Origin of the sequence: Bradyrhizobium sp. SZCCHNRI2009 (assembly GCF_032485115.1) — a bacterium.
Taxonomy (GTDB): Bacteria; Pseudomonadota; Alphaproteobacteria; order Rhizobiales; family Xanthobacteraceae; genus Bradyrhizobium.
Map to the genome: position 1 here is coordinate 204690 of NZ_JAUEUH010000007.1, position 22213 is coordinate 226902.

20 protein-coding genes and 1 tRNA gene are annotated in these 22213 nt (G+C 64.6%); 17 read left to right on the forward strand and 4 right to left on the reverse strand.

The genetic code is table 11. From position 1 onward, the window contains the following. Positions 1-5 precede the first annotated feature (5 nt). The 11 genes from soxC to QX041_RS24620 all read left to right on the forward strand — a co-directional run bounded on the left by soxC (position 6) and on the right by QX041_RS24620 (position 11249). A complete protein-coding gene (soxC, locus tag QX041_RS24570) occupies positions 6-1289 on the forward strand; it encodes a sulfite dehydrogenase (RefSeq protein ID WP_316166781.1) in 1284 nt (427 codons plus the stop codon). Continuing rightward, on the forward strand, positions 1228-1986 hold the full coding sequence (locus QX041_RS24575) for a cytochrome c (protein WP_315772271.1): 759 nt from the start codon (positions 1228-1230) through the stop codon (positions 1984-1986). The genes soxC and QX041_RS24575 overlap by 62 nt, the downstream gene beginning before the upstream one ends. A 26-nt stretch (positions 1987-2012) precedes the next feature. Next, the gene (locus QX041_RS24580; protein WP_315718331.1) at positions 2013-2447 is read left to right on the forward strand and encodes a hypothetical protein; all 435 of its coding nucleotides are present in this window, start codon (positions 2013-2015) and stop codon (positions 2445-2447) included. 10 nt (positions 2448-2457) lie between these two features. Further along, positions 2458-3360 carry an alpha/beta hydrolase gene (locus tag QX041_RS24585; protein WP_315826665.1) on the forward strand — a complete coding sequence of 301 codons (903 nt, stop codon included), beginning with the start codon at positions 2458-2460 and terminating at the stop codon, positions 3358-3360. 8 nt (positions 3361-3368) lie between these two features. Continuing rightward, positions 3369-3809: a DsrE family protein gene (locus QX041_RS24590; RefSeq protein ID WP_409978004.1), complete on the forward strand. Its 441-nt coding sequence runs from the start codon at positions 3369-3371 to the stop codon at positions 3807-3809. A gap of 68 nt (positions 3810-3877) precedes the next feature. Next, the gene (locus tag QX041_RS24595; protein ID WP_315754833.1) at positions 3878-4978 is read left to right on the forward strand and encodes a YeeE/YedE family protein; all 1101 of its coding nucleotides are present in this window, start codon (positions 3878-3880) and stop codon (positions 4976-4978) included. Positions 4979-5380: 402 nt separating this feature from the next. Beyond that, positions 5381-7069, forward strand: coding sequence for a methyl-accepting chemotaxis protein (locus tag QX041_RS24600; protein WP_316166782.1), 1689 nt, complete (start codon positions 5381-5383; stop codon positions 7067-7069). A 452-nt stretch (positions 7070-7521) separates the two neighbouring features. Next, complete coding sequence (locus tag QX041_RS24605) at positions 7522-8064, forward strand: YeeE/YedE thiosulfate transporter family protein (protein WP_315754875.1); 543 nt, start codon at positions 7522-7524, stop codon at positions 8062-8064. 10 nt (positions 8065-8074) lie between these two features. Beyond that, a complete protein-coding gene (locus QX041_RS24610; protein ID WP_315718301.1) occupies positions 8075-8632 on the forward strand; it encodes a YeeE/YedE thiosulfate transporter family protein in 558 nt (185 codons plus the stop codon). A 48-nt stretch (positions 8633-8680) separates the two neighbouring features. Further along, on the forward strand, positions 8681-9022 hold the full coding sequence (locus QX041_RS24615) for a rhodanese-like domain-containing protein (protein WP_315718300.1): 342 nt from the start codon (positions 8681-8683) through the stop codon (positions 9020-9022). 259 nt (positions 9023-9281) lie between these two features. Further along, positions 9282-11249 carry a methyl-accepting chemotaxis protein gene (locus QX041_RS24620; RefSeq protein ID WP_316166934.1) on the forward strand — a complete coding sequence of 656 codons (1968 nt, stop codon included), beginning with the start codon at positions 9282-9284 and terminating at the stop codon, positions 11247-11249. A gap of 101 nt (positions 11250-11350) precedes the next feature. On the opposite strand, the gene QX041_RS24625 is transcribed toward QX041_RS24620, so the two are convergent. Beyond that, the gene (locus QX041_RS24625) at positions 11351-12190 is read right to left on the reverse strand and encodes an SDR family NAD(P)-dependent oxidoreductase (protein WP_316166783.1); all 840 of its coding nucleotides are present in this window, start codon (positions 12188-12190) and stop codon (positions 11351-11353) included. 151 nt (positions 12191-12341) lie between these two features. Here QX041_RS24625 and QX041_RS24630 point away from each other — a divergent pair, with 151 nt between their 5' ends. The 4 genes from QX041_RS24630 (at position 12342) to QX041_RS24645 (ending at position 15178) form a co-directional block, all read left to right on the forward strand. Further along, a complete protein-coding gene (locus QX041_RS24630; RefSeq protein ID WP_315718298.1) occupies positions 12342-12731 on the forward strand; it encodes a response regulator in 390 nt (129 codons plus the stop codon). A gap of 73 nt (positions 12732-12804) precedes the next feature. After that, the gene (locus tag QX041_RS24635) at positions 12805-13113 is read left to right on the forward strand and encodes a hypothetical protein (RefSeq protein ID WP_316166784.1); all 309 of its coding nucleotides are present in this window, start codon (positions 12805-12807) and stop codon (positions 13111-13113) included. A gap of 178 nt (positions 13114-13291) precedes the next feature. Beyond that, entirely contained in the window at positions 13292-14527 is a 1236-nt protein-coding gene (locus QX041_RS24640; RefSeq protein ID WP_316166786.1) for a GGDEF domain-containing protein, read from the forward strand. Between the two features lie 21 nt (positions 14528-14548). After that, positions 14549-15178 (forward strand): peptidoglycan recognition family protein, encoded by a 630-nt coding sequence (locus tag QX041_RS24645; RefSeq protein WP_316166787.1) that lies wholly within the window; start codon positions 14549-14551, stop codon positions 15176-15178. Between the two features lie 75 nt (positions 15179-15253). Here QX041_RS24645 and rpoH read toward each other — a convergent pair whose 3' ends face one another. Both rpoH and QX041_RS24655 read right to left on the reverse strand, forming a co-directional pair. After that, the gene (gene rpoH / locus QX041_RS24650; protein ID WP_315754871.1) at positions 15254-16153 is read right to left on the reverse strand and encodes an RNA polymerase sigma factor RpoH; all 900 of its coding nucleotides are present in this window, start codon (positions 16151-16153) and stop codon (positions 15254-15256) included. Between the two features lie 219 nt (positions 16154-16372). Continuing rightward, positions 16373-17353 (reverse strand): RluA family pseudouridine synthase, encoded by a 981-nt coding sequence (locus QX041_RS24655; protein WP_316166935.1) that lies wholly within the window; start codon positions 17351-17353, stop codon positions 16373-16375. 31 nt (positions 17354-17384) lie between these two features. Between QX041_RS24655 and QX041_RS24660 the strand changes: the two genes are divergently transcribed. Continuing rightward, a complete protein-coding gene (locus QX041_RS24660) occupies positions 17385-17723 on the forward strand; it encodes a hypothetical protein (protein WP_315718294.1) in 339 nt (112 codons plus the stop codon). A 409-nt stretch (positions 17724-18132) separates the two neighbouring features. Then, positions 18133-18207 (forward strand) — tRNA-Glu (locus QX041_RS24665). Positions 18208-18332: 125 nt separating this feature from the next. On the opposite strand, the gene QX041_RS24670 is transcribed toward QX041_RS24665, so the two are convergent. Further along, positions 18333-22022 carry an AAA family ATPase gene (locus QX041_RS24670; RefSeq protein ID WP_316166789.1) on the reverse strand — a complete coding sequence of 1230 codons (3690 nt, stop codon included), beginning with the start codon at positions 22020-22022 and terminating at the stop codon, positions 18333-18335. Positions 22023-22213 lie beyond the last annotated feature (191 nt).

Here is a 22213-nt window from a genome sequence, read left to right on the forward strand (position 1 = left end):
CGACGATGTCCAAGGACAAACTACTTCCCTCAGCCACACGCGCGTCGCGCCGTGGTTTCCTGACCGCAGCCGGCGGTCTTGCCGCCACGGCGCTGGCCTCGCAGGCGCGTGCCGGCGTCGGCAATCCCGCCAACCAGCCGCCGAACGTGCCGGAATGGACGCGGACCCTCGGCGAGGGCGTCGCTGTGCGCCCCTACGGCAAGCCGTCGAAGTTCGAGAAGGACGTCGTCCGCCGCGACGTCGAATGGCTGACGGCTTCGCGCGAATCCTCGGTCAGCTTCACGCCGCTGCATGAGCTCGAAGGCATCATCACGCCGAACGGGCTGTGCTTCGAGCGCCATCACGGCGGCGTGGCCGACGTCGATCCGGCCGATCACCGGCTGATGATCCATGGCCTGGTCGAGCGGCCGCTGCTGCTGACGCTCGACGAGCTCAAGCGCTACCCGCGCGTCAACCGCATCCACTTCATGGAATGCGCGGCCAACTCCGGCATGGAGTGGCGCGGCGCCCAGCTCAATGGCTGCCAGTTCACGCATGGCATGATCCACTGCGTGCAATATACCGGCGTCTCGCTGCGCACCCTGCTCGAAGAGGCCGGCGTCAAGACCAACGGCAAATGGCTGCTGGTCGAGGGCGCCGACTCCGCGTCGATGGATCGCAGCCTGCCGATCGAGAAGGCGCTCGACGACTGCATCATCGCCTACAAGATGAACGGCGAGGCGCTGTATCCCGAGCAGGGCTATCCGATGCGCCTGGTCGTGCCGGGCTGGCAGGGCAATCTCTGGGTCAAGTGGCTGCGCCGTATCAAGGTCGGCGACCAGCCCTGGCACACCCGCGAGGAAACCTCGAAATACACCGATCTCTTGCCGAACGGAAAGGCGCGGCGCTTCACCTGGGCGATGGATGCCAAGTCGGTGATCACGAGCCCGAGCCCGCAGGCGCCGATCAAGCACGGCAAGGGCTTTACGATCGTCTCAGGGCTGGCGTGGTCGGGCAACGGCAAGGTCAAGCGCGTCGACGTCTCGCTCGATGGTGGCCGCAACTGGTGGCCGGCGCGGATCGACGGCCCGGTGCTCGACAAGGCGCTGACCCGGTTCTACTACGAGTTCGACTGGAACGGCGAGCCGCTGCTGCTGCAGTCGCGCGTCCAGGACGAGACCGGCTACGTCCAGCCGTCCAAGGCCGAGCTGCGCAAGGTCCGCGGCTACAACTCCATCTATCACAACAATGGCATCCAGACCTGGCATGTGCAGGCAAACGGTGAGGTCGAGAATGTCGAGGTCGCCTAAGCTCATCATTGCCGCCGCAGCGCTGGCAGCGCTTGCGGGCTCGGTGGCGTTCGCCGGCGGTCCGAGCGAGAAGACCGAGGCCAAGTCCGATGCCAAGCCGGCGCAGCGCTTCAACATCGGCCGCGCGCCGAGCGCCGAGGAGATCCGCGGCTGGGACATCGACGTCCGTCCGGACGGGCAGGGGCTGCCAGTCGGCAAGGGCACCGTCGCCCAGGGCGAGAAGCTGTTCATGGACAATTGCGCCAGTTGCCATGGCGAATTCGGCGAGGGTGCCGGCCGCTGGCCGGTGCTCGCCGGCGGCAAGGGATCGCTGACATCAGACAATCCCGTCAAGACGGTCGGTTCCTACTGGCCCTACGCCTCGACGCTGTTCGACTACGTCCGCCACGCGATGCCGTTCGGCAGCCCGCAGTCGCTGAAGGTCGACGAGTACTACGCGCTGGTTGCCTATGTGCTGTATCTGAACGACGTGATCACCGATCAGAACTTCGAGCTGAGCAACAGCAATCTCGCCACGATCAAGATGCCGAACGAGGGCGGGTTCATCATGGATGACCGGAGCACGAGCGAGAAGGCGTTCTGGCAGAAGGATCCTTGCATGAAGAACTGCATCGCGCCGGTCAAGATCACCGGACGCGCGACAGCGGTCGACGTCACGCCGGAAGACAAGGACGGCAAGCCGCGAGGCGTCGAGTGAGGATTGCCGGATGCAGCCGCCGCCAGATGCTATTGGCGGCCGCATCCGTCGCCCTGGCCGGAAGCGGGGTTGCGTCCATCGCCACTGCAGCCGAGCCACATAGGCTCGCGCTGCAGATCAGCGACGAGGATCCGGCCAAGATGCGCGCGGTGCTCGACGTGGCCGCGAATGTCTCCCGCCACTATTCGGGCGAGGGCGCGGAGGTCGAGATCGTGATCGTTGCGTTCAATGGCGGCCTCGACATGCTGCTGGCCGACCGCTCGCCGGTGAAGGAGCGGGTGCTCGGCTTCGCCAAGTCGATGCCCAATGTGAGCTTCATCGCCTGCGGCAATACCTTGGAGACGCTCGCGAGCAAGGAGGGACGGCAGCCGCCTCTGCTCGACGGTGTCACGGTCGTCAAGACCGGGGTCGCGACCCTGCTGGAGCTGTCCGAGAAGAACTGGACGATCGTGCGTCCCTGAGGAATTTGCGATGCGGTGGTGGCTCGCTCTTGTCGTCTCGTTCATTGCGTCGATCGCCTTCGCGGCCGAGGAGCCGCGCGAGCTCACGATCGGCGGGCGTACGGCGCTCGGCACGCTCCGACTGCCGGCGCAGTCTGGACCGGATGTGCCGCTGGTGCTGATGACGCACGGCACGCTCGCGCACAAGGACATGGAGACCATCCAGGGCCTGTCCAAGGCGTTGGCCGAGCGGGGGATCGCCTCGCTCGCGCACAATCTCGTGCTCGGTCTCGATCGCCGCACCGGCATGTACGATTGTGCCAAACCCCATGACTATGTGACGGACGATGCTGTCGTGGAGATCGCCGCCTGGCTGAGTGAAGCGCGCAAGACGTCGTCGCACGTCTTCGTCCTCGGTCATTCGCGCGGCGCCAATCAGGTCGCGCGCTATCTGGCCGCCAATCCCAGAGCGGCGGTCGACGGTGCGATCCTGCTGGCGCCCGCGACGGCGAGCATCGAGGCCGGTTTGAGAGACGCCTATGCGGAAAGCTACGGCCAGCGATTGGCGCCGCTGCTCGACAAGGCTGAGGCAGCGATCGCCGCCGGGCGCGGCGGTGATTGGATGTCGGTGCCGGGCTTCATCTATTGCCGCGATGCCAAGGTGACGGCACGCGCATTCGCAGCATTCTATCGCGCCGACCGGCGTCAGGATACGGCGGCGCTGGTCGCCGATGTGAGCCTGCCGGTTCTGGTGCTTGCGGCAGCGCAAGACAAGACGGTACCGGACGTGGCAGCGTCGTTCGCGCCGCTGGCGTCACGCGCCGGCAGCCGTGTCCGACTGGAGACGATTGACGACGCAGATCACTTCTTTCGCGATCTCGCCGCCGAGGATGCCGCTGATCGCATCGCAGGATTCATTGCAGCCGCGCGTTAGGAGCCACCATGGAACGTCGATCTTTGATGCAAGCCGGTCTTGCCGGCCTGTTTGGAATCTTCGGTGTCAGCAGCGCACGCGCGGCGACGGAATCTCCGCGCCAGCGCGTCGCCTATCATCTCGCCGATCAGGACCGCGCCCTGTTCGTTCTCGGCAACCTCCAGAACCACGTCGATGGCACCGGAGGACCTGGACGCGCAGACATTCGCCTGGTGATCCACGGTCCGGGCTTGCGGGCCTTTCATGCGATTTCGGCCGACCAGACCATCTCGGCTCTGGCCGAGCGCCTCATGAAGGCTGGCGTCGGCTTCGAGGCCTGTGCGAACACCATGAAGGCGCAAGGCGTGAAACTCGACGATCTCTTGCCAGGGTTCGCGGTGGCGGAGAAGGGCGGCGTCGTGCGCCTCACGGAGCTGCAGCAGAGTGGATACGCCTACCTGCGCCCGTGACGGGCGCATGCGTCCTTGCCGATGCCGCCCGGCATGTTGAGCGGTAGGCCTGAACGACGGGAGCGCCTGTGCTCACCGCATTGATCGACCTTCTGGGTGAGGAGCTGGTGTCGCTGCTGTGCGGGCTCGCGGCCGGCGGCGCGTTCGGCTTCTTCGCCCAGCGCAGCCGCTTCTGCCTCCGGGCGGCCACGGTCGAGTTCGCGCGCGGGCAGGGCGGTCCGCGGCTGGCGGTGTGGCTCCTCACCTTCGCCTCGGCGCTGCTGGGCACCCAGGCGCTGGTGGCGATGGGCCTGCTCGACGTCTCCGAAGCGCGCCAGCTGGCGCAGCAGGGCAGCATTTCCGGCGCGATGATCGGCGGTACGCTGTTCGGCTGCGGCATGATCCTGGCGAGAGGCTGTGCCAGCCGTCTGCTGGTGCTCTCGGCCAACGGCAATCTGCGGGCGCTGCTGTCCGGCCTCGTCTTCGCGGTGACGGCGCAGTCGGCCTATCGCGGCCTGCTTGCGCCGGCACGCGAGTGGCTCACCAATCTTTGGCTCGTCGACGGCGGACCGTCGCGCGACATCATGAGCCTGTTCGGCGGGGGTACGCCCGAGAAGCTCGGCTTCGGAATGCTGTGGTTCCTGGCCGGGCTCGCCGCCGTGTCGAAGTTTCAGGTTGGCCCGAAGATCCTGCGCTCGGCGGTGGCCGCGGGCGCGGCAGTCGCCGGGGGCTGGCTCCTTACCTATCAGCTCGGCCAGGCCTCGTTCTCGCCGGTGCCGCTGAAGAGCCTGACATTCAGCGGTCCGTCGGCGGAGCTGCTGATGCAGGTGCTCGCCAGCCCGCAACTGAAGCCGGGCTTCGATCTCGGCATCATTCCGGGCGTGTTCATCGGCTCGTTCGTTGCGGCCGCGCTGGCGCGTGAACTCAATCTCGAAGGCTTCTCGGATGGGCGCGGCATGCGCCGTTACATGATCGGCGCCGTCCTGATGGGATTCGGCGCGATGCTGGCGGGCGGCTGCGCCGTTGGCGCCGGTGTAACCGGGGCATCGGTGTTTGCGCTCACAGCGTGGATCGTGCTCGGTGGCATGTGGTTGGGTGCGGCCGTCACCGATTTTGTCGTCGACCGCTGGCTGTTCGCCACCAAGCCGGCGCAGAGCCCGGTTCAGTCGCCCTCCGTCATGCCTTCTTGAGGCATCCTGCGGAAGCGAGCCTGCTTCTGCTGAGCGGCATGGGACATGCAGCGTCAAGGCGCAGCATCCATGAATCTCCGGGACCTGTCTGTCACAGGCTCGTCGACGCGTGGCGTGTCGGCGCACTTCAAGCCTCCGACGAAGAACATTGTCCGATCAGATCGGATCGAGCCCGAAGACACGCGTCTTTGCGTCGTCACGCCGGAGCGCGGATCGGCCACAGGAGATGCGTGCCGAACACGGCATTCGGACCATCGTGCCCGATCATGACGTTGGTAGATTCCAGTCTGGAAATCCCGCCCGTTAACCAATTTGCGAAGGTCGGGTGATACCGTCGCGAGGGGACGACGCAATCATGCGGCGGACCGATACGAATCGCCGGGACTACGAAAGGCACGCGTGATGTCGCAACTCTCCATTCGAGCAAAAATGGCGGCCGTCATTGCGCTGCTGCTGGTGGCGATGACCATCGTCGGGTTGCTGGCCGTCCGCGGCATGCAGACAATCAATACGCATACCGAACAGATCGCCAAGAACTGGCTGCCGAGCGTGCGCGTGCTCGGCGAGTTGCGTTCGGCGATCAATCTCAATCGGGCGCAGCTGCGAGCCTACATGACGGCAGATACGACTGAGGAGAAGGACAATCTCGACCGCAACATGAAGGCAACGCTCGCCGTCATCGCGACGGCGCGCCGCTCCTATGAGGCGATGATCTCGTCGGCCGAGGAGCGCAGCCTGTTCGAGAGCTGGTCGCGGGGCTGGGAGCAATATGTCAAGGCTGCCGATGGTGTGCTCGAGGTGCTGCGCGCAGGGAACGGCAACGCGACCAAGCAGGCGAGCGATCTGTTCAACAAGACGGTCCGGAGCGTCGCCAATCAGTCGGACGAATTTCTTCGAAAGCTGATTGACCTCAACAATCGTGGCGCCGACGCCGAAACCAAGATCGCCGCGGATGGCTATGCCGAGGCATTTGCATTGATGTCGACGGTCATCGTCCTTGCCGTTCTCACCGGCATCGGCGTCGGAAGCTGGTTCGTTCGCGACATTTCCCGGTGCATCGCTTCCATCATCAGGCCGATGCAGGCGCTCGGTGAGGGTAACCTGGCGATCGAGATCCCCTATCGCGGTCAGAAGACCGAAGTAGGCATGATGGCCGACGCCCTGGACGTCTTCAAGACCGCCTTGATTGCGAAGAAGCAGGCCGACGATATCGCTTCGAGAGAGGCAGAGGTGAAACTGGAACGCGGCCGGCGGCTCGACGAGATCACTGGCCGCTTCGAGGCCGTGGTCGGCGAGATCGTCGATACCGTGTCCACGGCATCGAGCACTTTGGAAGGTCACGCCGGCGGGCTCAGCAACACGGCGAGCCGCGCACAGAACCTGGCCACATCCGTCACCGCGGCTTCCGAGGAAGCCTGCACCAATGTGCAGTCGGTGGCATCTGCGACCGAGGAGCTCTCCGCGTCCGTCAACGAGATCAGCAGGCAAGTCCAGGATTCGGCCCGGATGGCCAATGAGGCGGTGGCACAGGCACGCAGGACCAATGAACAGGTCGGCGAGCTCTCGAAGTCCGCTGCCCGCATCGGCGACGTCGTCGAGCTGATCAATACGATTGCCGGACAGACCAATCTGCTCGCGCTGAATGCAACGATCGAGGCCGCACGCGCCGGCGAGGCCGGCCGTGGATTTGCGGTGGTCGCATCCGAGGTCAAGGCGCTGGCCGAGCAGACGGCGAAGGCCACGGGCGAGATCGGCCAGCAGATCTCCGGCATCCAGTCCGCCACCCAGCAATCGGTCGGTGCCATCCGCGACATCAGCATCACCATCGAGAAATTGCAGGAGATTTCGTCGACGATCGCATCGGCCGTGGAGCAGCAGGGCGCTGCCACGCAGGAGATCTCGCGCAACGTCCAGCATGCGGCGGCGGGAACGCAGCAGGTCTCAGCCAACGTTGCGGATGTGCAGCGCGGTGCCGTCGATACCGGAACCGCCGCATCCCAGGTGCTGTCCGCCGCGAAATCGCTGGCCGACGACAGTGCCAGACTGAGCATGGAAGTGAAGAAGTTCATCGCCGGCGTGAGAGCCGCCTAGGAACTCGCGGCGACTGAGAGCCGCGCAGATCCGATCTCGCCGCCATTCGCCGGCCCGCGTCGGAGTGCTGGACAGGTGCGCAGGCCCGGCCACCACGCGCCGGGCATCGCTTCTGCGTTGGCCTGCGAGCCTCATCTCGAGGACTTCTCCCGCGGCCGCGGTAAGCGGCGCGACCGAGTCGCGTGGTGACGATGGACCTGCGAGAGGCCGCGCCGACATGAACAGAGCGTGGGGCTGCGGCGGATCATGCTCCACTGCGGCTTGCTCGGGCCTGCCATCCCCGAGGTCGTCCGTGCCGCTGATTCCTCGCCGTCACGCTGCCGCAGGATCTCGCCTTTCACCTATCGGCACCGGCCGATTTATAATTGCATAAATTCGAATGTATGCATATAGTAGCGTGCGTCGGTCGCGGCGCTGGGCCGCGTCAGCAGGGAGGGCCCGTCGTGGCAATGATGAACGACGTCATGGTCAAGGATCTGGGCGAGTCCGGGCGCATCGACTGGTCGCCTTATCTGGTCGGCGCCGGCATCGGCATCCTCAGCTGGGTGGCCTTTGCCGGGTTCGGCGACCCACTCGGCGTGACGACGGCGTTCTCGCGCATCGCGTCGCTGTTCGCCGTGCCGGTGATCGGATCCGACGCCGTCGCCGCCAACAGTTATTGGAAGTCGATGCCGCTGAAATGGGATTATGGCGTCTGGTTTCTGGTCGGCATTCCGCTCGGCGCATTCTTGTCGGCGGTCATCTCCGGCACGTGGCGGCTCGAACTGGTGCCGGAGGTCTGGCGGGAGCGCTTTGGTCCGTCGGTGTTCAAGCGCTTCGTCGCTGCGTTTCTCGGCGGCATCGTCATCATGTATGGCGCGCGTCTGGCCGGCGGCTGCACCAGCGGCCACGGCATTTCAGGCGGTCTGCAACTGGCGCTGTCGAGCTGGCTGTTCCTCGCCGTGATGTTCGCGACCGGCCTGGTTGTGTCGCGCGTCATGTTCCGCAAAGCATAGGAGAAGGGCCATGACGTCATTGATGAGCATCGCCGGTCCGCTGTTGATGGGCGCCGTGTTCGGCTATCTCCTGCAGCAGGGCAAGGTCACGAGCTGCAACGTGATCGAGAACCAGTTCCGGCTGCGCGACTTCACCGTGCTGAAGGTGATGGGCACGGCGATCGTGGTCGGCGGCATCGGCGTTCTGCTGCTGGTCGATACCGGCAACACCAAGTATTACGTCAAGGACGCCAACATGCTTGCGGTCGCGCTCGGCGCGGCGCTGTTCGGCGTCGGCATGGTGGTTTACGGCTACTGCCCGGGCACTGCGCTCGGCGCCATTGCCAGCGGCAGCGTTCATGCTGCAGTGGGCGCTTTCGGCATGATCGTCGGGGCGATCCTCTATGCGCTGAGCTTCGACTGGGTGAAGGCCCATGTCCTGAATGTTTGGGCGCTCGGCAAGGTGCGGCTGCCCGACATCACCGGCGTGCCGGATGGCGTCTGGTTCGCCGCGCTCGCGATCGGTGCAGGTGCGTTCTTCTTCTGGGTCGAAGCGTCCGCGGCCAAGGCGAAGCGGACACAGGGCTAGGCTGAGTCGCCCGAGTGCCCCTATGTCAAACAGTGAGAGGTTCCTCCCATGCTATCAGGACTGTTCAGCAGGTTGACCGGGTCGACCAGCGTGCCGGCGATCGAGCATGATGAGCTGGTGCGGGCGCATCAGCAGCGGAGCTGCGTCATCGTCGACGTGCGCGAGCCGCATGAGTTCAAGGGCGGCCACATCCCCGGCGCCGTCAATCACCCGCTGTCGCGTTTCGACCCGGGCAGCCTCGTGCACGACAAGCCGGTGGTTCTGATCTGCCAGGCCGGCGGTCGCTCGGCCACCGCCCTGCGGCGGGCGCTGTCGGCCGGGCGGCAGGATATCCGCCACTATGCTGGCGGCATGAGCGGCTGGCGGGCGCGCGGCGGTCCTGTCGCCTGAACGCGCCCTGCCGGACAGGTCGGACGTTCTGCTCTGTCAGGATGTTCCGACGGGACTTGTGAAGGGTTGAGGTGAAATGATCTGCAACCAGCATGGATTGCGGCAGGTTAAGAGCAGAGTGTGCGGCGGAAGGCTGCGATAGCCGTTCCCGCCCCGCAGCAGCTAATTTGTTGTTGGTCCAGTCCATTGGTTGACTCGTTCAGGAATAATTAGTTGCAACGCTGCAATACTCGAACACCGGTCGACGTTCGAGGATCGCATGTTGAAGTTTAGTGGCTTGAGAACCCGGATCACCCTTTCTCTGGTGATCGGTGCGGCAGCGACGGCCCTCTTCGTGCTGCTGGTCGCCATGTGGATCATCGGCGGCATCATCGACCGCGCCAATGAGCGCGAGCTCCACGCCCAATATGACGCCTTCAATTCGCGCCTGCAGCTGGAGTCGACCCGCGCGGAAGCGATGAGCGCGGTGGTCGCCAACATCCCCGCGGTCCAGGACGCCATGGCGCAGAACGACCGCGACGCCTTGATGCGGCTGTTCGGCGCGGGCATGGCCAGCCTGAAATCCGATTATGGCGTCGACCAGTTTCAGTTTCACACGCCGCCGGCGATGTCCTTCCTGCGGGTGCACCAGCCGGCCAAGTTCGGCGACGATCTGTCGGGATTCCGCAAGACGGTGGTGGCCGCCAACACCGACCGCAAGCCGATCGTCGGGCTGGAGGGCGGCGTTGCCGGCCTCGGCCTCCGCGGCGTCGTACCGATCGTTTCCGCCGGCAAACATCTGGGCTCGGTCGAGTTCGGCCTGACCTTTGGCCAAAACTTCTTCGACGAGTTCAAGCGCAGCCGGAATGTCGAGGTTGCGTTCCGCCTGGCCGGCGACACCGGCTTCAAGCTGTTCGCGACGACGATCGGGGAGACCTCCTTCTTCGCAAGCGGCGACTATCGGGAGGCCTCGGCCGGCAGCTTCCTGTCGCGCCAAGGACAGCTCAAGGGTGTTCCGGTCGTCGCGCTGCTGGGCCCGATCAAGGATTTCTCCGGCAAGCCGATCGGGGCCGTCGAGATCATCATGGACAACAGCGAGTTCATCCAGGCTCGCAATCGCGCCGGGGCGTTGGCGATCGGGATGACGCTGGCCGGCCTCGTGCTGATCGCGCTCGCCGGGCTGCTGATCGCGCGCAGCATCTCCCGCCCGATCGTCCAGATGACGAGCGCGATGCGCGAGCTGGCTGACGGCAACCTGGACGTTCGCGTCCCGGCGGACTGGCGCAAGGACGAGGTCGGACAGATGGCACGCGCCGTTTCGATTTTCAGGGACAACGCCGTCCGGATGAGGGATCTGCAGGCGGAGCAGGAGAAGGCCCAGGCTCGTGCCCAGGAGGACCGGCGCCGCATGCTGATGGAGGTGGCCGATGGCTTCGAGGCCAGCGTCCGCGGCGTCGTCGACGCAGTGTCGGCTGCGGCCATCGAAATGGAGGCGACCGCCCGTTCGATGTCGGCGACAATCGATCAGTCGAAGCAGCAGGCCCTGACGGTATCGCAGGCGTGCGGCTCCGCATCGGACAATGTCAACACCGTTGCCTCGGCGGCCGAAGAGCTGTCATCCTCGATGAACGAGATCAGCAAGACGCTCGAGCGTGCGTCGTCCGTGGTTCGCAAGGCCGCGGACGAAGGGCAGCAATCCAACGACAAGGTGCAGCGGCTCAACATTGCGGCCAGCAAGATCAGCGAGGTCGTCGCACTCATCACCCAGATCGCCAGCCAGACCAATCTGCTGGCGCTGAATGCGACGATCGAGGCCGCGCGCGCCGGCGAGTCGGGCAGGGGATTCGCCGTCGTCGCTAGCGAGGTGAAGACGCTAGCGACCCAAACGGCCAAGGCGACCGAAGAGATTGGTGCTCAGATCGCCGCGGTTCAGGCCGAAACCGCCGCCGCGGTCCAGAGCATCGGCATGATCTGCACCACGATCCAGGAGGTCGACGAGATCTCGACCATCATCGCCTCATCGATCGCGCAACAGGACGCCGCGACCCGCGAGATCGCCGGCAATGTGAACGTCGTCGCCGGCAAGACCCAGGACGTCACGCGCAACATCGCGGGCGTGACGTCCGGGGTCGTGCAGACCGGCCACGCCGCTAACGAAGTGCTGTCGGCGGCCGGCGAGCTCGCGCAGCAGTCGACCCGGCTGCGTAGCGAGGTCAACCAGTTCCTAGCCCATATCAGAGCGGCCTGACCGGTCGTTGGGTGGCTGAAGTATCAAGCTCGCCGACACGCCGATCGCTCCGGCGTATCCGCCACGGGCGCGAGCCGGGGCGGGGCCTCCTGTCCCGTGGCTCATCCCTGCTTTGCGGCCGCCTTCTCGAGCCGCTTCGCCATCACGCGCCAATAGGTGGCCGGCATGAACCGCTGCAGGAGATCCATGAAGCGTGCATCGCCGCCAATCAGGATGCGGGGCTCATTGGGCTCGATGCCCTCGATGATCCGCAACGCGGCGTCGCGCGGGCTGGTCCTGGCAAGCCGCTCGAACCGCTCGATGGCCTGCACGCGGCGCGCATTGTCGGTCATGCCCTGGCCGGCACGGGCATTGCGCGCAATCGCCGTGGCGATGCCGCCGGGATGCACGACGGACAGCCGCACGGGACTGCCGGCGGCTGTGAGCTCGTGACGCAGGCTCTCGGAAAATCCCCTTACCGCGAACTTTGCCGCGGCGTAGGCCGATTGGCCGGGCGGAGCGATGATGCCGAAGATCGAGGACAGGTTGACGACGTGCGCTTCGCGCTGGCGCGAAAGATGCGGCAGGAACGCGCGCGTGCCGTGCACGACGCCCCAGAAATTGATGTTGAACAGCCACTCCATCTCCGCCTGATCGATCTCGGCGAAGCTGCCGAACAATGCCACGCCAGCATTGTTGACGACGATGTTGAGGCCGGGATGCGCGCGGGTCGCGTCTACGGCGAACTGGGCGACTGCAGCCACATCGCTGACGTCCAGCCGGTGCGTGGTCACCTTGCGGCCGCTTGCGGTGAGCTCGGCGGCGAGGCTTGCGAGGCCTGCCTCGTCGCGGTCGGCGAGCGCGAGGTCGCAACCGCGCCCCGCCAGCTCCTGCGCCAGCGCACGGCCAATGCCGCTGGCTGCGCCTGTCACGGCGGCAGATGCGCCTCGAATGATCGTCATTGTCGCTTCACTCCCCTGATCGACCGGTTCTACGTGCCTGTTCCAATTGCAGTTGGGTTTTCTGCCACTTTTTCTGATTGGAACCGAACCATCCGGCCGTTCAGCTTTTAACTCACATTACTTTGCGAGCACACATTCGTGGAGGACCTGCATGGGACAGTCGCAACCTTTTCGCGCCACCGCACTGATCGTGGAAGACGATCTGGCGCAGCGCGAGATGATCACGCTGCTGCTCGAAGAGAGCGAGTACGACGTGATCGCGTGTGAGAGCGCGGAGGCCGCCGAACTCGTCCTGAACAAGCCGGGTCATCGCATCGTGTTGCTGATGACCGACGTCAATCTGGCGGGCCGCATGAACGGAGTCGAGCTTGCCCATCTCGCCAAGGCGCGTCACCCCCACATCAATGTGGTCGTCACTTCTGGCCGGCCGTTGTCGCAGCCGCTGCCGGGCGGCACGAAGTTCTGGAGCAAGCCGTGGGCGCCGCTGGACGTGCTGCGCGAAGCCGAGGTGACGCTCGAGCGTACGCCCGATATCAGGTGAGGCGTGTTGCGTGGCAACCGCCGACCGGTGGAGACGTAGGATCGGCTGGCGGGTCGAGCTGACTGAGAGCCGGGTGGAAGCCGCGCTCCCACCCGGGAAGTGCAACTACTTCTTCTTGGCAGCCTTCTTGGTCTTCTTCGCAGCTTTCTTGGTGGCCTTTGCGGCCTTCTTCGCCTTCTTCGCCATGGAATCCTCGTCAGGAGTTGATGGATTGCAACGCGACTTCGAGGCTTCGCTGGCGCACGCCAGCCATGCATCAGCCTCGGGTGTCGATCCCAGCAGATTCGCGAAGCTCTGCCTCACGCTGTCACCAGCGCGGTTGCGCTTATCCACAGCTCGATGCATTCGCCGGCCAGTTGCGCCGCTGGCGCTCGGGGTGTGACAAGGTTAGCGGATCGTAAAAGGTGTCTTCATTGATTCAAAACCAAGGCGCAACCTTGGTTGGGCCCTTGAGGAACCGTTAACTGCGCCGCGCCCATGTTGCCTCGAGCAACAGGGTAGCTCATGAGCGCGGCGTTATTGAACATCGAGGACAGGACCTGCGGCGTCCTGCTGTCGGGATGCTGAACGTTCCGACGCTGTGGACCGCCTTCGTGGTCAATTTCCTCGCGTTGGGCCTGATCTGGGCCTACGTGATGCGCAGCTATCCCAATCTGGATTCGGCGCGGTACTGGACGGCATCTGCGTTCATGTGCGCGCCGGCGGCGGCGTTCGCGCTGACGCGGTTCTATTTCGGCTCGTTCGTTCCGCTGCTGGTCGGCGGCTCGCTGATGACCTTCGCGATCTGCCTCGCGGCGATGGGCGTCGAGCGCTTCTACGGCTCCAGGGCGTCGTGGCGACTGAGCTTGACCGTCGTCGCGATGACCTGCGCGTCGATCGCATTTTTCCAATACGGATACGACCACGGCCCGCTGAGGATCCTGTGCTACTCGATCGGGCAGGCGGTCCCCATGGCGATCATCGCGCGGCTGGTGCTGGATGCGAGGCGCGGGCCCGTCAATCCGGGAGCGCGGCTGGCCGGCCTGCTGTCCGTTCTGATCATCGCGGTGTTTGCCGCGCGCTCGATCGGGGCGTTCATCGGCGCCGATTTCAATTTCAGCCGCTCCACCAGCGGTCAGGCCGCCGCGGTGCTGCTGCTGATCTTCCTGTCGATGTCGCTCAATTTCGGCTTCCTGCTGATGGCGGTGGACCGGCTGCGCAACGAGGTCGCCGACCTCGCGCTGCTCGACGATCTCACCGGCGTCGCCAACCGCCGTCACCTGATGCAGCGCCTGAGCGAGGAATGCGCGCGCGCCGAGCGCTCGCGGCGGCCGTTCGCGCTATTGGTGATCGATCTCGACGGCTTCAAGATCATCAACGACACCCATGGCCATGCTGCCGGCGATGCCTGCCTGCAGCACTTCACGCTGATGGCCCAGACCCGGCTGCGCCCCGGCGACATGCTGGCGCGCACCGGTGGCGACGAATTCTGCATCGTGCTGCCGGCGTCCGCCTTGCGCGAAGGGGCGATGATCGCGCGGCGCATCCTGCAGGTCTGCCGCGACGATGCGGAGGCCTGTGCCGGCGCCGAGGTGCCGATCGAGGTCTCGATCGGCATCGCCGAATGGACCGAGGATGTCGGCGCCTTCCCCGACCGGCTGATGGCGCGGGCGGACCAGGCGCTCTATGCCGCCAAGAAGGAGGGCAAGAACCGCTATGCCGTCTTCGCCGCCGACCACGAGACGCCGACACTGGCGCCGGACCAGGTCGAGCCGATGATGGCGCCGCCGCGTCGGCAGGATGCCGCCGCCGGGTAGCCGGTGCTATCGTTGCCGGCCATGAGGCCGGTCCTGTTCTCCCTCCGCGCAGCGCTCGCGCTGCTTCTCGTCGCGCTGCCTCTGCCTGTTGCGGCTGAGGATCTCACGTCGCTCGCCCGTTCGTCCGGCACGCCGGACATCCCGGGACTGAAGATGGTCTGGCTGGCGCCGTGGGGCGATCCGCACCTCGCCCATCCCTGGACCAACATCATCGTCCACCAGACCGAGGGTCCGGCCGGGTCGGCGCGGGCGGGGGCGCTGGCCCAGGCCAAGAACCCGAAACGGCGCGGCGTCACGATCTGGGTGGAAACCGACGGCACGGTGTATTGGGCGGTGCCGGACACCCTGGTGACCTTGCATGGCGACGGCGCCAACCGCAACGACAACCGCTATATCGACAACGGCCCGACCTATCGCAAGGTCGTGCGCGACAATTCCATTGGCGTGGAGTTCGCCGGCAACTATCCCGACGTCACCCGGCCCGCCACGGACGCCCAGGTCGCCGCCTGGCGCGTGCTCTCGAAGCTGCTCCGGCTGCGCTATGGCATCGCCCGGGAGCGGATCTATGCGCACAACTGGATCGACTACAAGGACGCCCGCTATTGCGAGGGCTGTGCGCTCGCCGAGCTCGCCCGCGCCGCGCCCGACTAACTGCACCTAACAAGAAGCCGGCGTCTCCGCCGGCTCCGATCGCATCCAAAAACCACCTTCAAGCAAGCCGCGCGTCTAGTGCGCGGCCTCCAGGGCCGCCGCCTCCTGCCTGGCGATGGCGCCCTTGACGGCGGACTGCACCTTCTCGAACGCGCGCACCTCGATCTGGCGGACGCGCTCGCGCGACACGCCGAACTCGGCCGCCAGGTCCTCGAGCGTCATCGGCTCGTCGGCCAGGCGCCGCGCCTCGAAGATGCGGCGCTCGCGCGCGTTGAGCACGCCGATCGCGCCGTTCAGCGCCTGCCGCCGGTGGTCGTATTCCTCGTGCTCGGCCATGATGGCTTCCTGGTTGGGCGTATTGTCGACCAGCCAGTCCTGCCATTCGCCCGCTTCGCCGTCGTCGCGGATCGGCGCGTTCAGCGAGGCGTCGCCGCCGAGGCGGCGGTTCATGTCGACCACGTCCTGATCGGTCACGCCGAGGCGCTTCGCGATCAGCTTGACCTGATCCGGATGCAGATCGCCTTCATCCAGCGCGTTGATGCGGCTCTTGGCCTTGCGCAGGTTGAAGAACAGCTTCTTCTGGTTCGCGGTGGTGCCCATCTTCACGAGCGACCACGATCGCAGAATGTACTCTTGTATCGACGCCTTGATCCACCACATGGCGTAGGTGGCGAGGCGAAAGCCCTTCTCGGGCTCGAACCTTTTCACCGCCTGCATCAGGCCGACATTGCCTTCCGAAACGACTTCGGATATCGGCAGGCCGTAGCCGCGATAGCCCATGGCGATCTTGGCCACGAGCCTGAGGTGGCTGGTCACGAGTTTATGCGCTGCGTCGCTGTCGTCATGCTCGCGCCAACGCTTGGCGAGCATGTACTCCTCCTGCGGTTCCAGCATCGGGAACTTGCGGATCTCGGCGAGGTAGCGTGAAAGTCCCGATTCTCCGTTGAGAACCGGCAGCGTAGCTGTACGGGCCATCGAGCGCCCTCCAGTTGGTTCAGGCCCCCGATAGCGGCGGGCCAGGCAAAGCGGTCGCTTGGTTAAAGCCAACCGGTTTGCGACGTTCCATGCGTCGACCATTCGACGCAGGCGCAACATACACCATTTTCGCCCCCCGGTGGAAGGATTCCGGGGGTCACGTCCCCGTGTGGCTGCCATAACCTGTTGGCATGCTTGCGGTTTTCTGAAGGCGCTGCGTCATAGCGCCGCTCGCAGGGCGTCTCTCAAAAGCATGAGATCCTCCGGCAGCTCCGATTCCCAGTGCATTATTTCTCCCGTCCGCGGGTGCTCGATGACCAGCAGATAGGCGTGCAGCGCCTGCCGCCCGAGCGCCGCGAGCGCGTCCCGCGCCGCCGGCGCGAGCTGGTTCGCCTTGGTCTTGAAGTGCGGGCCATAGACGGCATCGCCGAGCAGCGGATGGCCGAGATGGGCGAGATGCACCCGGATCTGGTGGGTGCGCCCGGTCTCGAGATGGCAGGCGATCAGCGACGCCACCGGCTTGCCGTCGCGGCCAGGAAAGCTCTCCTGCACCTCGTAATGGGTGATGGCCTCGCGGCCTTTGGGCCGCACCGCCATCTTGTCGCGGGCATGCGGATGCCGGTCGATCGGCGCATTGATGGTGCCATGCGGCCGGTGCGGCACCCCCCAGGCGAAGGCGAGATAGCCGCGCTCCATCGCGCCGGTGCGGCCGTGATCGGCGAACTGCGCGCTGAGCGAGGCGTGGGCGTGGTCGTTCTTGGCCACCACCATCAGGCCGGTGGTGTCCTTGTCCAGCCGGTGCACGATGCCGGGCCGCTTGACCCCGCCGATTCCGGAAAGACTGGCGCCGCAATGCGCGATCAGCGCGTTCACCAGCGTTCCCGTCTCGTGCCCGGCCGCGGGGTGCACGACGAGGCCGGCCGGCTTGTCGATGACGACGATGTCGTCGTCCTCGTAGATGATTTTCAGCGGGATCGCCTCGGCGGCGGGCTCGGCGGCGACAGCCTCCGGCACGTCGATTGTGATCGTGTCGCCGGCTGCGACGTGATAAGCGGGGTCCCGCACCGCCTCGGCACGGAGCGACACCTGTCCGGCCAGGATCAGCGCCTTCAGCCGCGACCGCGACAGCTCCGGCAGCCTGGCCGCGAGCACGCGATCGAGCCGCGGCGAGCCTTCGTCGCCGGCGACCGTGACCGTCATCAGACCGTGGGATTGTGAAGTCGAGATGTCCATGAACTCTACCGTTGCGCCCGAGCCGTCCTCGCCCGAGCAGGCCCAGCTGATGGCGCGGCTGCGGCGCATGATGATGATCGCGGGCGTGACCACCTCGATCGCGATCGCAGTGCTTCTGGTCGCCATCGGCTACCGCCTTTTCCGCGGCGATGGAAGCACAGCTTCGGGCCCGGACCTCACCGCCATGCTCCCGAAGGGCGCCCGCATCGTCGCCACCGGCACCGCCGGCGACCGCCTGGCGGTGACGCTCGATGTGGGCGGCACCACCGAGATCCGCACCTTCGACGCCAAGACCCTGAAACCCACCGGCCGCCTCCGCTTCGCGGTGGAGCCGTAAGGGGGCAGGGCGGTTTCGGCGGCCATTTCGGCCCTTTCTCTTTTTGACTTTGGCCCATCTCCCCGCCCGCGGGCAGTCAGCGCCTCCCCCGCCTGCGGGGGAGGTCGCATCGCATCGAAGATGCGATGCGGGTGGGGGAACTCTCTCCATTGGCACCGGCGACGTGGCGCCCCCACCCCAACCCTCCCCCGCAAGCGGGAGAGGGAGCCCACCGCCGTCGCGGCCGCCTGACTCCATCCCCATTGATGACCACTTCCCTCACCACCCGGGCAGTGAACTCCCCTCCCCCTTGCGGGGAGGGGTCGGGGGTGGGGGTCCCCACGGGGACTCTCTCCTCCGCCCGCCCCCACAAATTCTGCATCCCCCGTCTTGCGGCGCGGCGATTTCGAGGCTATGCGGTTCACCTCACGCTCCCTTCGTCTAGCGGTTAGGACGCGGCCCTCTCAAGGCTGAAACAGGGGTTCGATTCCCCTAGGGAGCGCCAGTCATTTCAACAACTTAGAACTTGCCCCCAGAACTCGTCGAATATCGGTCGAATAAGCGGCGACGAACGTTGGCGAACACCGCCGCGCTAATTCAGGTGATCCACTAAGCGCGTTTGTAAGTCGATCAGAGTGGATAGTGGTGCGCCGAGAATCCAAGGTCGGCGCGACCAGCAAGCAGCGCGGCCGCGAGATCTGCAATTACCCCAGTAAGTGCATCCGCGTGGACGCCGGAGGCATCATCAGTCGTGAGTAACGCGTCTTCCAGTCCTGCGGCCTGATAGGCACGTCGTCGCTCGCGCCAATCGCGGGCATAGTCTTGCCGATCGAGCATACCGAGATGCTCCCAATAAAAGGTCTTGCCACCGACCTGAATAGTGAAATCAGGCCGGACGCTTACCTTGCGCTCTCCGAATGGTAGCTCAAGCGGCGCCTCATAAGAAAAGCTTAGTTGGCCGGCCTCGCGAGCGCGCACCAAGCTCGAATAGATCATGTATTCGATCTTGGATTTCACTCGGATTCCAGGCTCAGGCTCGAACAACCGCGCGGCATCAAAGGGTGCGGCGAACACCGAGGAGTTGCGTGTCGCGAGCACCGAGCGGTCGCGTGCAATCCGAAGCGGATTTGCGCGTTCAGATTTCTCGACGAGCAAGGTCAAGCGACCCTTGGAACGGGTCATTGCCGTGTAGAGCAGTTCCCTTGAAAGCAGGGCGCGCCGCTCGGGCACTACCATGAGCACCTCCGTAAACTCGCTGCCTTGCGCCTTGTGCACCGTCAGCGCATACGCGAGCTCAAAATCCTCCTCATCCATCCGGCTCCAGTCGATAGACCAGGCGCTTTCCGGAAAGAAACCTTGCCAGCCATGCTTGGTTGTGCGCGAAAGCACGCCGATCGAGCCGTTAGACAACCGCAATTCGCGGGTTCGGGTCGACTTATTCCAGAGATACAGGTTGCTGATTCGGACCAGCTTGTCGGAATGGTAAAAGCCGTCGGTTTGACGCCGCGGCTGTTCGCGCACATCCGCCCGCCAGACCTCGCGAATATGGGTGCCAAGGCCGAGCGCTCCACTTGGACCGCCGCGGTAAGGCGATAGCAACTGCGCGCGATCAAGGGCAAGACTGTCGGATTTGAACCCGCGCACGCTGCCATTCTCGAAGAGGTTGAGGAGCAGGTTAAAAGCCTGTTCTCTCGGCAGGTCCGCGTGGCCGGGCACCGCCTCGTCGAGCACCCGGGTTATGAAGGCGTCAATCGCCGCCCGAAGCTCTTCGGTGCTGCCATAGTAACGCACGTCAAGGAACGGGCTGATCTGGCCACCTTGGCACATAGCGTCGAAAAGTTCACTGTGATACCGGTTGCAGCCAGCGAATAGATGTGCCGCTTCCAGGACTTTGGTGTCATGCTGCTGCCGACAATTGGCCACGAGCCGGACATGATTGGCGGATTCGAGCGCTGGCTCGCTGCGCAAATGACCAAGGATGTCCTGGAGCGGCTTGCCGCAACCGATCGGCGGCAGCTGGTTCTCATCGCCGACGAGGATGACGCGCTTGGTGAGCGTCGGCTGATGCACTTCAATCGCGCGGAAGATGAAGGCCATTTGAAACAGATCAACCATCGAGGTTTCCTCGATGATGAGATTGTCGAACGTTTTAAACCGGTCGGCACGGGCCATCGCGCCAAGATCGGCCTCGTCGCCGCCATATGCCGATAGGCCCGAGCGCCACATCCAGCGATCGATGGTCTCTGCGACCCAGGTCGCGCCCGCTGGACGCTCGTGGTTGAGCCGGAGGGCGGCCTTGCCCGTGGGCGTGAGCACCACGGTCGCCTCGCCAAGTGCGTCGAATTCGGCGAGAAGGCGTAGGATCGCCTGGCTCTTGCCGGACCCGGGCCGCCCCGTCGCGCAGTAGAATCGCTGGGTGAGCGCGCCGCCCATCAGTCTTCTGCGCTCATTCAGGAATCCGTCGCGGTCGAAATCCGGGATGACGCTGCGCAAAATCTGGGCTTCATCTGTAAGATAGCCATCGAGCCAACTAGTGTCGGCTTTGAGTGGCGGCAGGCCTATCCGATCGGTCGCGAAACGCACGACGATCCGCTCAGCATTCCACGTCGGCTGCCTGTAGAAAAAATGCTCGCCATCGTGGATTTCGATATGAAGTCGCTCACGGAAATGCGCAAGGTGTCGGGATGACAAGAGTTGTGCTTCGCCGACGGTAAGCTTATCACGATAGAAAAGCGGGTGTTCGGCGGCATGCGCGGCGAGTGCCGCGCTCGAAACAAAGCTGTGACCGAGCGCTTCGGCAGCGCGCAGCGCCTCGACTGCAAAAGCGCGAAGGCGTTCGGGGCCGGCGACTGTCAAATCGTGCAGGACGTCATGTGACTCTAGATGATCGTCATCCGGAAACATGCCGATGTCGATGACCGCATAGTCGATTGCACTGTCGGTGCGTTGTTCGCGGTCGAGATCTGCGCGTTCTTCGGCCGCATCGGAAGTCACGGGAACATACGATTCAGCCAGAAGATAAGGGTTGGCGGCGATGTCACTGTCGCTTAGCGAGAGATAGCCGAAGGCCGGCACATCGTCAGCGTTCGGAAACAAGATTCGCCCGATCTGGCGCGAAGTGAGAGTGAACAGCGCGAGCTTACGCAGCAGTGCTTCGCGTGCCTCGTGATCGCGAAAGCCAAGCCGCGCATTCCGGATTATGCGCTTATGTGCGGCCAGAGATGAGGGCGGTGCACCCTTTCCCGCCAAGAGCTCAAACATTGCATCGGCAAGGTCAGCGCCTGGTGCAAGCGTCGACTTGACCGCGGCAACAAGTACATGACCATCCTCCCCTTCCAGTTGGACTTCTCCCTGTGCGAGGTCCGCAAGGGCGGTAACCACCGCTCCGAGCCCTGGATAAAGACCTCGATCGGCCCAACAGTCGGCGATGAAGCCCTCAATCCGCTCGAGTTGGTCGTTAACATCCGCGATTCCGTGAGACTGCGCCCGCTCGAGCGAGCGGCGCAGCTTATATAGGAGCGCTAATGCATGATCGTCATGCACTTGCTCGGAGACATACTTGAAGCGCGGCAGGAGCGCTGGCTCGTCGATGAGCACGCGAATCTCCTCAAGCTTAGCTTCATCCTCTGGGTGGGTTTCAATGTGCTTGAGATAAGCGTGATAGGGTAGCACCACCGCGCCCTGATGGCTGAGCCTGAGCGCCCAGTTAAGACTCGGGAAATTCTTCATATGCTTGGACGCGCCGCGCAACTCGGCGAGTTCGCTGGCGTTGAAAGGGAAGGTGCCGCTGTCCGAAATGTCGGTCAGGCGCCCGCAACCGACCACTGCATATTTGTACTCGTCGGCCGAGACCGGATTGTCGTAATTGAGATAGAAGAAGACCAGCGATCGTCCACCCTTGAGCCGCTCAGTATAGCGTCTGATCCGGTCATCAAGGTCGGGAAAGTACTGGCCATGCTGATCAAAACTATCGTGGGTGATCGAGAGCCGGAAGGGCCAAGTGTAGATCGAATTGGCGGGTAGTTCGTCGGCAATCTGTTTCTCGTCCCGATACTGCGGGAAGGGATGCCGATGCAGTGTCCGTGTCGCTAAAGGCGCGAAGGCGCACGAGGTCCAGAAGCAGGGTGGTTGGTAGTCGGGCAGATCGGCGTCAAGCGCCGCGCCCGGCCGCTCGCACTGAATCCTTTTCTCGCGGGCAAGCCGGTCCGAAAGTAGCGAATGACTGCCGACGCAATAGCTATTGGCGGCAGGATCGTCGCAAACCCGCCCATCCCATCCCCGGTCGTGCCACGCCATGCGCGCGGTGACGTGCCATGTCATTGCCTCCTCCCTTTCCGCGATGAACTATGCCTATCGCGCTGGGGGGATGCAACCGCGGAGCAACGGCACAACCGTCGCTGGGAAACCTGCATGTGGGACCGTCTGCCAGCTTGCCGCGAGAGCACCATTCGTCGTGAGAAGCTGGTTCGAATGCAGCAGGCGTTTGCTAGTTATGACTCAGAGACCCAGGG